The 13749-nt window shown below is 50.5% G+C and carries 17 protein-coding genes; 12 read left to right on the top strand and 5 right to left on the bottom strand.

All coding sequences use genetic code 11. From position 1 onward, the window contains the following. Positions 1 to 28 precede the first annotated feature (28 nt). Positions 29 to 1140 (top strand): IS3 family transposase gene (locus AAIG26_RS11695; RefSeq protein WP_343179861.1). Its coding sequence is split into 2 segments (ribosomal slippage): positions 29 to 281 and positions 281 to 1140, totalling 1113 coding nucleotides; the frame shifts between segments, so codons are not numbered across the junction. Between the two features lie 140 nt (positions 1141 to 1280). On the opposite strand, the gene AAIG26_RS11690 is transcribed toward AAIG26_RS11695, so the two are convergent. Continuing rightward, positions 1281 to 1784, bottom strand: a complete 504-nt coding sequence (locus AAIG26_RS11690) for a DUF1003 domain-containing protein (RefSeq protein ID WP_097407517.1) — start codon at positions 1782 to 1784, stop codon at positions 1281 to 1283. Positions 1785 to 2221: 437 nt separating this feature from the next. Between AAIG26_RS11690 and AAIG26_RS11685 the strand changes: the two genes are divergently transcribed. The 3 genes from AAIG26_RS11685 to AAIG26_RS11675 all read left to right on the top strand — a co-directional run bounded on the left by AAIG26_RS11685 (position 2222) and on the right by AAIG26_RS11675 (position 4638). Then, on the top strand, positions 2222 to 2662 hold the full coding sequence (locus AAIG26_RS11685) for a GNAT family N-acetyltransferase (protein WP_045506974.1): 441 nt from the start codon (positions 2222 to 2224) through the stop codon (positions 2660 to 2662). A gap of 219 nt (positions 2663 to 2881) precedes the next feature. Continuing rightward, entirely contained in the window at positions 2882 to 3631 is a 750-nt protein-coding gene (locus tag AAIG26_RS11680; protein ID WP_343182135.1) for an SDR family oxidoreductase, read from the top strand. A 149-nt stretch (positions 3632 to 3780) separates the two neighbouring features. Next, the gene (locus AAIG26_RS11675; RefSeq protein WP_343179859.1) at positions 3781 to 4638 is read left to right on the top strand and encodes a hypothetical protein; all 858 of its coding nucleotides are present in this window, start codon (positions 3781 to 3783) and stop codon (positions 4636 to 4638) included. A 44-nt stretch (positions 4639 to 4682) separates the two neighbouring features. Here AAIG26_RS11675 and AAIG26_RS11670 read toward each other — a convergent pair whose 3' ends face one another. After that, on the bottom strand, positions 4683 to 5132 hold the full coding sequence (locus AAIG26_RS11670) for a carboxymuconolactone decarboxylase family protein (RefSeq protein WP_343179858.1): 450 nt from the start codon (positions 5130 to 5132) through the stop codon (positions 4683 to 4685). 445 nt (positions 5133 to 5577) lie between these two features. On the opposite strand from AAIG26_RS11670, the gene AAIG26_RS11665 reads away from it, so the two are divergent. Both AAIG26_RS11665 and AAIG26_RS11660 read left to right on the top strand, forming a co-directional pair. Further along, positions 5578 to 6147, top strand: coding sequence for a TetR family transcriptional regulator (locus tag AAIG26_RS11665; protein ID WP_020457379.1), 570 nt, complete (start codon positions 5578 to 5580; stop codon positions 6145 to 6147). Positions 6148 to 6206: 59 nt separating this feature from the next. Then, the gene (locus AAIG26_RS11660; protein WP_017456351.1) at positions 6207 to 6683 is read left to right on the top strand and encodes a nuclear transport factor 2 family protein; all 477 of its coding nucleotides are present in this window, start codon (positions 6207 to 6209) and stop codon (positions 6681 to 6683) included. 111 nt (positions 6684 to 6794) lie between these two features. Here AAIG26_RS11660 and AAIG26_RS11655 read toward each other — a convergent pair whose 3' ends face one another. After that, entirely contained in the window at positions 6795 to 7520 is a 726-nt protein-coding gene (locus AAIG26_RS11655) for a type 1 glutamine amidotransferase (RefSeq protein ID WP_343179857.1), read from the bottom strand. 115 nt (positions 7521 to 7635) lie between these two features. Between AAIG26_RS11655 and AAIG26_RS11650 the strand changes: the two genes are divergently transcribed. After that, positions 7636 to 8403 (top strand): helix-turn-helix transcriptional regulator, encoded by a 768-nt coding sequence (locus AAIG26_RS11650; RefSeq protein ID WP_343179856.1) that lies wholly within the window; start codon positions 7636 to 7638, stop codon positions 8401 to 8403. A 49-nt stretch (positions 8404 to 8452) separates the two neighbouring features. Here the strand turns inward: AAIG26_RS11650 and AAIG26_RS11645 are convergent, their stop codons facing one another. Further along, a complete protein-coding gene (locus AAIG26_RS11645) occupies positions 8453 to 9358 on the bottom strand; it encodes a LysR family transcriptional regulator (RefSeq protein WP_343179855.1) in 906 nt (301 codons plus the stop codon). 203 nt (positions 9359 to 9561) lie between these two features. Here AAIG26_RS11645 and AAIG26_RS11640 point away from each other — a divergent pair, with 203 nt between their 5' ends. Continuing rightward, positions 9562 to 9855 (top strand): DUF1330 domain-containing protein, encoded by a 294-nt coding sequence (locus AAIG26_RS11640; protein ID WP_343179854.1) that lies wholly within the window; start codon positions 9562 to 9564, stop codon positions 9853 to 9855. A 365-nt stretch (positions 9856 to 10220) separates the two neighbouring features. Here the strand turns inward: AAIG26_RS11640 and AAIG26_RS11635 are convergent, their stop codons facing one another. Continuing rightward, complete coding sequence (locus AAIG26_RS11635; RefSeq protein ID WP_045506997.1) at positions 10221 to 11027, bottom strand: SDR family oxidoreductase; 807 nt, start codon at positions 11025 to 11027, stop codon at positions 10221 to 10223. Between the two features lie 173 nt (positions 11028 to 11200). Here AAIG26_RS11635 and AAIG26_RS11630 point away from each other — a divergent pair, with 173 nt between their 5' ends. Genes AAIG26_RS11630 through AAIG26_RS11615 form a run of 4 tightly spaced genes read left to right on the top strand, consistent with a single transcriptional unit; the run spans position 11201 to position 13521 of the window. Beyond that, entirely contained in the window at positions 11201 to 11614 is a 414-nt protein-coding gene (locus AAIG26_RS11630) for a hypothetical protein (RefSeq protein ID WP_343179853.1), read from the top strand. Positions 11615 to 11622: 8 nt separating this feature from the next. Beyond that, complete coding sequence (locus tag AAIG26_RS11625; protein WP_343180327.1) at positions 11623 to 11823, top strand: hypothetical protein; 201 nt, start codon at positions 11623 to 11625, stop codon at positions 11821 to 11823. Continuing rightward, positions 11804 to 12307 (top strand): MFS transporter, encoded by a 504-nt coding sequence (locus AAIG26_RS11620; RefSeq protein WP_343182134.1) that lies wholly within the window; start codon positions 11804 to 11806, stop codon positions 12305 to 12307. The genes AAIG26_RS11625 and AAIG26_RS11620 overlap by 20 nt, the downstream gene beginning before the upstream one ends. Before the next feature lie 26 nt (positions 12308 to 12333). After that, on the top strand, positions 12334 to 13521 hold the full coding sequence (locus AAIG26_RS11615) for a hypothetical protein (RefSeq protein WP_343179851.1): 1188 nt from the start codon (positions 12334 to 12336) through the stop codon (positions 13519 to 13521). The last annotated feature ends 228 nt before the right edge of the window (positions 13522 to 13749 follow it).

Below are 13749 nucleotides of genomic sequence, written 5' to 3'. Positions count from 1 at the left end.
ACTGATTATGTCCTCTGAGGAGATCGCCATGCGTAAAGCCCGATTCACCGAACACCAGATCATTGCCGTTCTGAAGTCCGTCGAAGCCGGACGTACCGTCAGGGATGTCTGCCGCGAAGCTGGTATCTCTGAGGCCTCGTATTACAACTGGAAAGCGAAGTTTGGCGGTATGGAAGCGTCTGATATCAAGAAGATGAAAGACCTGGAGGATGAGAACCGGCGATTAAAACAGATGTTTGCGGACCTGAGTCTCGAGTGCCGTGCACTGAAAGACGTTATTGAAAAAAAGCTTTAAAACCAGCGATAAAGCAGGAGCTCGTCAGCTATCTGACGGCACAATTCGCCATGAGCATCCGCCAGGCCTGCAGGACATTATCGCTGAGCAGGACGGTCTATGTTTACCAGCCCGATACCCGGCGCGATGAACCAGTGATCCAGCTGCTGACTGAGCTGGCAGAGCGCTACCCGCGATATGGTTTTAAGAAGTTGTTCCAGTTGCTGCGCAGGCAGGGTAACACCTGGAATCATAAACGTGTTCACCGGATTTATTGCCTGCTGAAACTGAATTTTCGCCGTAAGGGAAAACAGCGCCTGCCGGTGCGTAATCCTGCTCCGCTGGCGACGCCAGAGGCGATGAACCAGAGCTGGTCCATCGATTTTATGCACGATGCGCTGGTGTGCGGCAGACGCTTCCGGACCTTCAACGTAGTGGATGATTTTAACCGCGAAGCACTGGCGATCGAAATTGACCTGAATATCCCGGCGCAACGGGTGGTCAGAGTACTGGACAGGATAGTGGCGAACCGGGGGTATCCGCTGAAACTGCGGATGGACAACGGCCCGGAACTGGTTTCGCTGACACTTGCGCAGTGGGCTGAAGAGCATAGTGTGGCACTGGAATTTATCAAGCCGGGTAAGCCGACGCAGAATGCGTTTATCGAACGGTTCAACCGGACGTACCGGACAGAAATCCTGGATTTTTACCTGTTCAGAACGCTGAATGAAGCAAGGGAAATCACGGAAAGCTGGCTGAATGAATACAACAGCGAGCGTCCCCATGAATCCCAGAATAACCTGACGCCGGAGGAATACCGGCTGATGGCTGAAAAACCGGAACTCTCAAAAAGTGCGTGGAACTAAAACGGGTGCGCTTACAATGCCTGCTCAGGGAGCAGGCTTAGCGGGGCATTTTCGTGATACTGGCGAAGTGAGCGGATCGCTGCCATAACGCCCTACGTCTGCCGGCAGATCTCACGGTGGCACCAGTCACCACGAGATATTTACTGCTGCTGTTTGTGAAGCTCACGCTGTGCAAGCTGTAAGGTGATTGTTTCGATACGCTCGGCCATTTCCCGGGTCATTTCGGTCAACTGAGTATTTTGTTTTAGCAATTCCAGCAGTTGTGCCGACTGCTCCTCGGCGAGGATCTGGCGTTTCGTCATTGCGTCGTCCAGATCTTCGCGGTGTTGTGCATCCGCCAGCGCATGAGCCTGATCTCGCTCCGCCTGCCGGGTTTGCGCCAGCAGGATCAGCGGCGCGGCATAAGCAGCCTGAATGCTGAACGCAAGGTTGAGGAGAATAAAAGGATAGGGATCAAACTTCACGACACCTGCCACGTTCAGAATAATCCAAACGATCACAACGATAGTCTGTCCAATCAGAAATATCGGCGTACCGAAAAAACGAGCGAACGCTTCTGCTTTCAACGCAAACCACTCGTCGCCAAAAGTATGCGTAATGCCTTTCAGGGGGCGATATAACCGAAATTTTTTATCTGTGTGCATATCATAAACTTCCTGCTGGGGGAGGTTGCCAGAATCGCCGAAACTTATTTCATCATTGGGCACTAAAGCCCAAGCGTACAAAAATATACGTTACGGATGTTATACGTCAGGTAAAGCGCCTGCATAAAGCCTATCAACCGGCTCACTCCATCCACATTATCCCATCGCCAACTGGATGGTTCGCGGCCGGCAAGATCGCCCGGAACACCACGAACAATTATTGATGCTCCTCAATGATTAACATGCGCCAGCAACGGTGGGATAAACGGCGAACTCCCGTTTTTCACTCAGAGCGCATATCATCTCTTCCGGCGCTGCCCGCTTCGTGACAGAAACGGATATTAGCGATCCGGGACTTTTAAGCCTGAAAGCAGCGCCAGGGCCCAAAATCAGCTTTGTTATTATGGAATTAACACTTACTCATCAAGGTATATGACATGTCGTTTAAGGTACGTGAAGCTAACGCTAAGGATTACGATGCATGGTTAAGGCTCTGGAACGGATATTTGCAATTTTCTGGCAGTACGCTGAGCGATGACGTTACCTCATCGACCTGGCGTCGGGTGCTGTCTCCAGACTCTGATGTCATCTGCCGGCTTGCGGAAGCCGAACAGGGCGTGGTTGGTTTTGCGATGTGCGTGTTGCATGAGGGAACATGGGTAACACAGCCTCATTGTTACCTTGAAGATCTTTTTGTTGATGAAACTATGCGCGGCCTTGGCGCGGGAAAAGCGCTGATTGAGGCGATATGTGAGGAAGCCCGGACGAAGTCATGGTCGAAAGTCTATTGGGTTACCAGAGAGTCCAATCCGGCCCGGGCACTGTATGATAAGCTTGCCGTGCTGGATAATTTTGTCCGCTATACCGTCAAGTTGTAAATACAGGATTACCTGAACCCAAATTACAACTTCGGGCAAATCGCCGTCCGATGATATTTTCGTGGGCGGCCTTGTGCCAGAGGCGAAAGTCGCTAATCCCCTTGTACTCTTCACCAGTTTGTCGCGCCGTTTATTTATTAAAAATGGCACTAACGGAAAGATGTCATTCAGTCTCCTCATGTATATCTCCATCACACATATCCATTAAGAAAAGGAGGCATGAAGATGCTGAGAGGTAAGATAGCGGTTATTACCGGTGGCGGCGGGGGATTTGGCCGGGCGCTGTGCGTGTGGCTGGCGCGAGAGGGCGTCGAGGTGAATTTTTGCGCGCGGCGGGCTGATGATATGCAAAAAACCTGCAGCATCATTACTGCCGAAGGCGGCATTGCAGAAGGGTATCTCTGTGATTTAACCCGACCTGAGTCCCTTTCTTCGTTTTCTTCACCGTTATTAACTTCAGACAAGCCCATCGACATTTTAATTCTCAATGCCGCTCAGTGGTTGTCAGGGACACTGGACGATCAGCCTGACACAGAAATTATCACTACCATCAGTTCAGGACTTACGGGGTCGATTTTACTGACGCAGGCATTGCTGCCTGGATTAAGACGTTCAGACAGTGCTGATATCGTCTCCATTATATCTTCATGCGCGATCCCGCATTTTACGGATTCAATTGCGCATCCCGCTTTTTTTGCCAGCAAGCATGGGCTTAGCGGGTTTACAACGAAACTGTCACAGCAGTTATCTGAAGAAAATATACGCGTAACCGGGCTGTACCCACCGGATTTCGAACTGACCGGGTTAGATATGGCTGTCGATAATTACTCCGCAATGGGGGAACGTTTACTGACTGGGCGATCGATCTGGGAAACGATTCGTTTTGTACTGACTCAACCGCGCAGTTGCCATATCAGTAGCATCTACTTTCAGGGGCCAACGCGCGAAGATCTTAGTAGCCGGGGCTGAGCCCGCTGATGCTAAACAGAACGGCCACCGTTCACTAAAGGCCGTTTATGTAAAGTAGAGATGCTTCAGTGACTGCAAATCACTTGTCCGTAGTCGCCGTATAAAGTTAAGGTAATAGCATGTAATTATCACTTGCGGCCATAATTCTGATGCGTAGATCTACGGATTATGTTCTTAAAGAGCAACCGCTTTTTCGCGACAAACGTTTTATTTTTCTGGGCGAATCCATACATGGTGTGTCGGAATATACTCAATTAAGAAAGGATATAGCGGAGCGCTATTTTAAAAATTCGGCTGTATTAATTTTTGAAGCGGATAGTAAAGGGATGTTATTTTCGCATCAACATAATGAATCTGCCATTTGCCGACTTCAAAACTTCCCCAGGATATTACGTACGCAGGAAACCTTAAATTTACTGACATGGGCAATATCAAGGCAAATTCCTTGCCTTGGAATAGACGCTATTCCTCGTCGACCTTTAACTGCCTTCCCCCCGGAATGGCAACCCATTCAACAACGAGAAAGGGATGAATATTTCAGGGCCCGATCGGGAAGACATTTTTTTGCATGGCGTGACTTCCGCATGGCTGAAAATTTGATCAACTTCACTTCAGCGTATCCAGAACACCGGATGTTAATTATGCTTCACAATCTTCATATAAAACGGCGCGGTAGCCTTGAGAAGGCAGAATTACAGTTAAAATCCGTCCGAGAATATTTTGAGGATGCATTTCCCTTACAAAGTCATTCTATTGCTCAGCTTGCCCAACGCGGTAGTGCTTTACACAATGATTTAACGCTATTTAATTTTCAAATTACCGATCCACTCTCGGTCGAACTTTTATCCGGTGCGGCGGCATACACTTTGCTTACAGCGCAACAAATACCGGATGTCAGCACTGCCTGGCATCATGCTTTCGAACGTGAAACCGTCACACCCAAAAATCAGTATGAGGGGTGTTTTATCTTTAAAGAGGTGCATCCCCCGATAATTATTTCATTATAAAATTCAGAAGATTATGTATAACCTCGCTTCGCCAGCACCGGATTTCAGGCTTTAGCTAGCGGCTTCATGCGAAAACTGATACCCATACGATTAATGGCATTCATAGTGGCAATAACAATGGTCAGTTCAACCAGATCTTTTTCACCGAATACAGAAAGCGCGGCGGAATAGGCTTTATCGCAAGCGTGTGTTTCACTGATACGGGTAATTTCTTCTGCCCATGCGAGCGCCGCTTGCTCTGTTTCCGAGAATAAATAGGTCGCTTCGCGCCAGACAGGCACCAGAACTATCTTTTCGATGGACATACCAGCCTTGATAAGGTCGCGAGTATGTATATCAATGCAGTGCGCACAACCGTTAATCTGTGAAACGCTTAAAAAAATTAAGTGAATAAGATCAGTGGGTAAATTTGTCCCGGTAGTAGCGTAATGATGGAGCGCTCCGATAGCCTTTCCACCTTCAGCAGAAACCTGAAACCAGTTTGGACGCTTCATACCTATCTCTCCTTTTGAAATTGTTGAGTCACGCTCTGTTTATTATTCCGATGTCATAAAGCGCCATTACGACGAATTTGAACCGGCACGTCTGTTCAGACGTTGTGATATTAGCTATTCATGACATAAATAAAAGAGACAAATATTGTGTAAAATGGTAGGACATGCAGCGCGGGAATTTCTGCCAGTTAAACAGAGAAAACAGTCCGTTGAAGATGATTCCCGGGAATGATAAAACGCACGATTAATATCCGCTCCCCACTCATGACAGACGTTCAATCCGACGCGTTCGACGCCTGCGTGCCCGTAGAGTGCGCCTCCAGCTCATCTGCGTTTTAAAAACAGCTAGTGGTTCGTTATCACTCACGGACGGCTTTTTTCTTTTTCGAAAGTTCTTTCTGAGAAAAGGGTTGACGAGGTAGAACGATCGTTCTACCTTTATCGCATGAACAAGAAAACGACCGATACCCGAGAAAAAATCCTGTCTACCGCAGAGCAATTGATCTATCAAAACGGTATTCATGCCACCGGCATGGATCTTCTGGTCAAGACCTCAGGCGTAGCAAGGAAAAGTATTTATCGCTATTTCGCGACCAAGGATGACGTGGCAGCCGCCGCGTTGAATGAGCGTGATGAACGCTGGATGCACTGGTTCAGAACCGAATCTGATAAAGGCGATACCCCTCAGGATCGCATTTTGAATATGTTCACTGTCCTCAGGGGCTGGTTTGAATCAGAAGGCTTTCGTGGTTGTGCATTTATCAACACAGCCGGAGAAGTGGGAGACCCTGACGATCCCGTTCGCCAGATAGCAAAGCTGCATAAACAAAAATTGCTGGATTACACGCTCGAACTCACTGAGCAATTAAATATCGGGCAACCTGTCGCGCTGGCCAGACAGCTACTGATTCTGCTGGAGGGCGCTATCACCATGTCGTACGTAATGGGCGATTGCAGCGCCGCCGATAGCGCAAAGGACGTGGCGAAAATCTTGCTGGAACAGGCCTCTTCATAACGCCTGCGTATCAAAAAATGATTTCTACTCATATATCCGAATTTACAGGAGGCTTCACCATGTCCGAAACGCAAACCCGCCCGCCACTTCCGCCGTTCACTCGCGAGTCAGCGATTGAAAAAGTGCGTCTCGCTGAAGATGGCTGGAACAGTCGCGATGCTGAAAAAGTTTCACTGGCGTACTCACTGGATACCAAATGGCGTAACCGCGCCGAGTTTGCCAATAATCGTGAAGAGGCCAAAGCATTCCTGGCCCGTAAATGGAAAAAGGAACTTGAGTATCGTCTCATTAAAGAGTTATGGGCGTTTGACGGCAACCGTATCGCGGTCCGGTACGCTTACGAATGGCGTGATGACTCAGGCAACTGGTTCCGCTCTTACGGCAACGAAAACTGGGAATTTGAAGCCGATGGCCTGATGAAACGCCGCTTCGCCTGTATCAATGACATGCCTATCAAAGAGAGTGAACGCAAATTCCACTGGCCGCTGGGACGTCGTCCGGATGATCATCCGGGGTTGTCGGAACTGGGTCTGTAAATTTGTCGCTAAGCCCCCGGATACTGTGGTAGCCAGGGGCTTTTTCTCAACGCAAAGATAACGCCAGATGTTCATTAACATCAGGAGCCGGTTCCGTTGAGGTGAATGTCGTCATGCGTTTGACTGAGCGTAACGCGACGCAAGTTTGTCGAGAAAGATGAATAAGTTTCTGTTCATTTCGCTGTAATCCGTCGCCCGTAGTTCGTCTGCTGACTGAACGAAACGATATTCAGCGGCCCGGCGTAAATCGTTTTCGGAATGAGCAATCAACAGTTCGACGACCTCCGGTGTCAGTTCCATATGGCACTGAAACCCGTAAACCCGATCAGAATACGCGACGATCTGGCGTGGACATCCCTCGCTCCAGGCGATAATTACCGCCTCAGGCGTAAGCCCCGGCATATCGTTATGCCAGTGACCTACGTTAAGGGTATTGCCGAAGTGAGAGAACATCTCGTTCAGCGCTCCCTTCTCAGTCATAAAAATGGGAAACGTGCCAATCTCTTTTTCCGGACTGTGAGCAAAAGGGGCACCCAATGCTTCGCCAATCAGTTGAGCGCCCAGGCAGACACCGATGACGGCTTTACCTGTGTTCACCGCCGAGGCAATCAGCGCCTGCTCAGCGTGAGAGTCAAAATGCGCGCACTCTTCCACACTGACGGAGGGATCCTGGGGGCCGCCCATGACCACCAGCAGATCGATGTCCCGTGCATCTGCGGGAAGTTTTTGACCGGCATAAACGCGGGAAAAGGTGATCTGATGGCCGCGATGCGCGGCCCAGGTTTCGTAAGCGCCGGGCGCTTCGAAACGTTCATGAACAATGAAATGTACTCGCACAGATGTATGCTCCTGTAATACGGGTCATAAAGTTAATTAAGCGCACGTTACCCGCCAACACTATCGCGCGGGTAAGATCAGCCAGGTCATGGTAAACAAGAGGTTCTCATCTGAAATGCCAGTCAGCATTGATAAAAAGCCAAGACATGATGAGGCGACGGGATGGTCAGGCACGGCCATTTCTTACCGCCGTGGAGAGGTCGATCGCCCGCATTACCATCTTGAAGGGCAGCTATTATTTGCTACCAGGGGCGTTATGCTTGTTGAAGCCGCTGACAGACAGTGGGTTATTCCCCCTCAACGCGCCCTCTGGATCCCCCCGTTTATGGTTCACTCTTATAGCGTTCTGTCAGATACGGAATTACGGGCGGTCTATGTCAGCAGTAGCCTGATTGCGGCCTGTACAAACTTCAGCAGGAACAGCCAGGTTCATACCATTAGCGCGACGCCACTGGTGAAAGAACTCATAAATGGCCTTTTTACGGGTGAATATAACGCGCCGATAAAGCGAAAAATGGCGCTTTTACTGCTGGAGATCCTCAGCGAGACCCCCTCCGGGGGCGCAGAACTTCCCATGCCGCGTGATGCGCGTTTATTTCGTGCCGCAAGAGAGCTGGTGTTCAGTCATCGCTGGAGCGCGTCACTGATTGACCTGGCTGACATTGCGAACATGTCGGAACGGACTTTTTCTCGCCAGTTTTTACGGGACACCGGGTTCAGCTTCCGGACATGGAAACAGCGAGCCAGAATATACGCATCCTTAGATCTCCTCGCTGATAACATCCCCGTGAAACAGATCGCCTACCAGCTCGGTTTCTCATGCCCGGCGGCGTTTTCTGCGGCGTTCCGTTCAGTAATGGGGACAACGCCCGGCGAGTTTTAACCAGGCTGCGGCGGGGAAGAGCAATAACAACCAATTATGAATGCCGGTATCAGTCAAAGTAAGGTTTTAACATTTCTTCGGTCCAGTTCATAAACGCTCTTACACGCTGCGACAAGTTGCGCCGGTGAGCGACAACAAAAAACGCAGTGAGCGGCGCGGGGCGAAACTGGGGCAACACTTCAACCAGTGCGCCACTTTTTATATGGGGTAAAAGTGAGGAATAACCTCCCTGAATTAAACCTAACCCCGCCAGCCCCGCCTCATGATAAGCCGGTACGCTGTTGACTCTTATGGTGCCTGGTAACATCACTGAGTGGTAACCCTCGCCTGCCGGATATTCCCATCCGTCAGGTTTCGAACCAAAGTTGCGCATATAGTGAACCATCCTGTGTCCCTGGCTGAGAAGATCATCAATCGTCTGCGGAACACCGAAGCGATCAAGATAGCGCGGACTGGCTGCGTTGATCATGCGCAGATGCCCCAATGGCCGTGCAATAAGCGTTTCATCAACAACGGGGCCGAGGCGCACAACGCAGTCAAATCCTTCCTGAACCAGATCGACACGTCGGTCAGTACTCGAAAGCTCGATTTCCAGTTCAGGATGTGCTTCCAGCAGCTGTGGCAGAGCAGGGATCACCACGCTTTGTGCCAGTACCGCTGGCATATCAACGCGAATCCTCCCTCTTAATGACTGATCGCCGTGAGAGAACATGGATTTCAGTTCCTCAGCCTCCGAGAGAAAGTCGCGGGCGCGCGAATAAAAAACCCGCCCGTCTTCTGTCAACTGTACCGTCCGCGTTGTCCGGTGCAGTAGCGTAGCGCCAATTTCCTGCTCGAGTTCACGGACCACCAGTGAAGCGCGTCCTTTCTGGATGCCCAGACTTTCGGCTGCCTGCGTAAAACTCTTCATTTCCGCCACGCGCGCAAAAATGATCAGTGGCTCCAGATTTTTCATTGTTCACCTTTTGGGTAACAGTACGTTATTTTTTCCGCTATTTATGGCCATGTTAATACTTAATAGACTGCTTTCACACCGCGTAATCGCACAACGCTGTCTGGATGCATTGAAGATCAATCATCCCCTGAAAAGGCTTTTACGTTCTCACCTGTCTATGTACTTACGCTGGCATATCCAGCCGCTAACGAAGGATAAAACCCATGAATAAAGGTTATCTCATCGCTCATGTAACCGTTTCAGACCCCGTTGCCTACGCTGAATATGCCAGAGCGGCGGCGGCGGCCATGCAGAATTTCGATCCGAAGATCATTGCCTGGTCCGGGCAGTACGAAAATCTTGAAGGAGAGTCGCATGAACGGCATGTCGTTTTTGAGTTCGATTCTTTTGCGGAAGCTAAACGCTTTTATGAAAGTCCGGAATACCAGGCCGCAAGAACACTACGTTCAGGGGCTGCCAGCGGAACGTTTGTACTGGTTGAAGGCACCGGGCTTTAACGCGCCGGGTTTCAGGTCCGTGAGTTCATGGATAGAGGCAACGCGCCCCTTAAACAAGGGGGAGGTTAATCCCCCGGTATCCTGATAAACAGGATGGCAGGCTGCCGCGAACATAACCGCAGTCTCCGCGCGGCCGGTGACGCTTCGTTCAGTTCATCGGCACGCTTGCATATGACACCGACTGTGATGGCAAGCCGCTCTTGCTGTCACCGGCTCTCCCGCAGCCAGGAATCCTCCTTCTGCACAAGGCGCACGGGATTATTGCCCTGGCAATGGGCGTCAGCGCTGTTTATTCCGCTGGCCCATGCATGCTGATTAGCGGGTTCTGATTAACCTCCCTCAAACCATCTTTTGAGGGGGAACATTCACATAAATCTGTCTGCGCCACCTGATGCTTCAATGGTCTGCCCGGTAACAAACTGATTCCTTTCGGAGAGCAGAAAGGCGGCAATTGCCGCGATATCTTCAGGCAGCCCAAAGCGGCCTACCGGCGTTTTCTCTTTTCCCAGTAATGCCATGACGTAGTCGTCAGTTTTATCAGCCAGTTCAGGGCGGCGATGGCGGACATTCGGCAGCATATTCTGCGCCCAGTTATCCGTCGCGACAGCACCTACGCCAATCGCATTAACCAGAATGCCATCCGCCGCCACGCTCAGAGCAAGGCTTCGGGTCAGGTTGTTAATAGCGGCGCTCAGTGCATGTGAGACGGTAAGTTGCGGGTTTGGGTAGATGCCGCCAATAGAGGAAATAGTGACAATTCGCCCCCAGTTTCGTTTTTGCATTCCGGGTAACACAGCTTTGCAAAAGCGTCGCATGGCGGAAAATTTTGTCTCGGTCATTAACTGCCAGTCCTCTTCGGTGGTGGTTAATAGCGTGCCTGCATGGGCTTTTCCGGCATTATTCACCAGCAGATCAACGTGCCCAAAACCCTTTTCCGCTTGTTCAACGACCCGCGAAGGCAGGCCGGGATCGGTCACATCCCCGGCAACCGGCAGCGCCGAAACACCATACTTATCGGCGATCTTTTTCGCCGCCAGGATAAGTTCCGGTTCTTGTCTGGAAACCATAACGACATGCACACCATTTGCAGCCAGCTCTTCACAAATACTGAAACCAATCCCGGTTCGCGCTCCGGTTACCAGAGCCACTTTACCTGTCAGTTTTAAATCCATTTTGTTACTCCTCACACTCAGCACCGTTAACAACATGAGAACCATTACTAACTCATCCCGATCTCAGACGCTTGTGCCACATAATTCAGATGTCTGAAAAAAACGCGCCAAGCGTTGGGCGCCGCCTCTGCTTATGCTGCAAAAAAGCGTGAATGTAGAGCGAGGTGTAGTCAGTGCGTACGGAGAACCAGGCGCTTTCATCAGCCAGAATTCTGATGCTGGCGATTATTTGCTGTATTGTGGTCGCGAATATTTATTTTAATCAATCTGTCCTGAACCCGATCGCGGCGACCTTTCCCCATGAATGGGCCGCTGTTTCGTTGATCCCCATGGCCACCCAGTTAGGCTATGCGGCGGGTTTATTCCTGCTGATCCCATTAGGTGATTATATTGAGCGTCAGCGGCTTATCCTGCGTCAGGCGCAGGTGCTCTTCCTCGCGCTGATCGGCATGATGTTAGCCCCAACGGCGACTGTGCTGGTGTGCTTCTCTTTCCTGACGGGGATGGCGGCAACCGTTGCGTTGCCCAACAAATCGTGCCGCTTGCTGCCTCTCTGTCGAAAGTGTCTTCGCGGGGAAAAACGGTAGGCACCGTGATGAGCGGTGTTCTCGCTGGCATTCTTGCTGGCCGGGCTATCGGAGGCCTTATCGATCAGTATTTCGGCTGGCGTGGCGTCTTTTTTTCCGGCGCGGTCATGACATTGCTGGCGCTATTTTTTCATCGCGCGCGTTTTGCCTTCTCAGTCATTGCCGACACCCACGTTTCACTATCCGGCGGTGTTACGTTCATTAGGTGAACTGTGGAAAAGCGAGCCGCCGGTGCGAGATGCAACACTGACACAAGCCATGCTGTTTGCCTCTTTCAGCATGCTGTGGACCGTGCTCCCTTTCTGGTTAGCGCATCGCTACGGTTATGGGGCAGGGGTAACCGGAACCCTGGCCGCTCTGGGATTAATCGGTATTTTGTGTGCGCCTCTGGCAGGCAGTTTCAGCGATCGTCAGGGACCATTCCGGATGGTGGTTTTGGGTGTGTTACTCATGCTGTTTGCCTGGGGTGCTCTCTGGGCCTGGAACAGCATGGCGGGTTTGGTGGTGGGCATTTTACTACTGGATGCAGGTGAGCAATGTGTACTGATAGCGAACCAGCACACAATTTATGCTTTGCGCCCGGATGCCAGAAACCGTCTTAATACACTCTTTATGAGCATCATGTTTCTGGGCGGAGCAGGCGGTTCACTGGCTGCCGCCTGGGTTTGGGAGATCACGCATAGCTGGGCCTGATCTCTTCAGCGGGTGCCGGGCTGGTGATGATGGGGATGTTAATGGCGGTCAGGCGTCAACCTGGTGCATCGTTCCTGGCGGGAAAAACGCTCAAGTTATCCGGTCTTATGCCGTTAGTTATATCGATGTACGATTTCACATCAATAAGCGCGCGTATCTATTCCGCCGTGTTCCGGATTGTGGGGTACTACGGAAAAAAGCGGTATGGACTCACCGGGGATCCACTTTACATCTCAGGTCTTGGGGAAACGGATTTTATGATTATCACGACATCCACAGCGAAATACACACAGACGCAAAGCACCTCTGAGGATATTTCAAAAACCACTCTCCCCCAGCCTGTACAGACGTCAGCGAAGACGCCGGCGGCATCAGGGCAAACGACTCTCAGCGGTATGGGGCTGCTGATGTCCCGTCTGTTCGGCGATACGGACAGCAACCCACCTGTACAAACTCAACTGACGAAAGACAAGATGGGCATGTCTTCGGTTAATTTTCTGACAAATAATGACCGCAATACGCTGGCCGGGTTATATGCGCAGGCAAAGCAACAGGGAACGGATCTGCGCTATGTGGACGATCTCGCCCGCGATTTAGGGGATTACCGTATGTTTAATGGCGTGATGGCAAACCTTAATGACGGGAATATGTATGACACCGGCGGGCACGTACTGACTTACAAATTTATTGCAGAAGATGAGGCAACAGCCTCACGTATCCTCAACGGGGGGAAACTATCTGGCTCCGCGCTGGATGAAGGTTTTTTACGCTATGAACTGGACCCGGGATACTCTCCGACGCATTTGGCAAACTTTAACTTTATTGAAAGCATCGTCAATCAGTCCGGCAAAAATACCGCTGGCATGGAGCAGGTTTCCGACGCACAGTTTTCGGTTTATCAGCAAAAAGGGAATCAAAACTTTATTGTTGAGGCGGCCAGTGAAGTGACGTTGAAAACGCCGGAGCCTGATTTTGGCAGTATAAATGGTAAGTTCTTTGTAACCGCAACCGGACTGAAACATGGCTTTCGTCTGGAAGGCGGGAAAGTGGTGCAGCATCCCGTAAATTTGTTCGAGAACCTGGCAAAAACGCCAAAAACCTTACTGGAATATTTTTTGAAAGCAGATGAGGCTGATAAAAAGACCACCGGTGTTTCACATCCGCTTTTCAATTTCTTTTACGCTGCTGACCCCTTCGGAGAAAATCAGCAATAACAGGTGGTTACTCAGTTGCTGAGCGGGGGAGTGGCGACGTTTATTACTGTTGAACCGGTTTTTGATTGGGTATTAACGATTACCGGCATGCCCGACTTTCCGTTCTGAGAACGGAATAAAAAAATAAAACCGGCAACAGTAATGAGCAATTTAGCATGGTAATTTGAGGGCCAGCCAAATACGGCGGTAATCGCGAATAGAAAAATTATCTCTTCTGGGGAAGGGATA

Origin of the sequence: Kosakonia sp. PSU_27, assembly GCF_039409795.1 — a bacterium.
Taxonomy (GTDB): domain Bacteria; phylum Pseudomonadota; class Gammaproteobacteria; order Enterobacterales; family Enterobacteriaceae; genus Kosakonia.
This window is presented reverse-complemented; position numbering and strand designations above follow the sequence as displayed.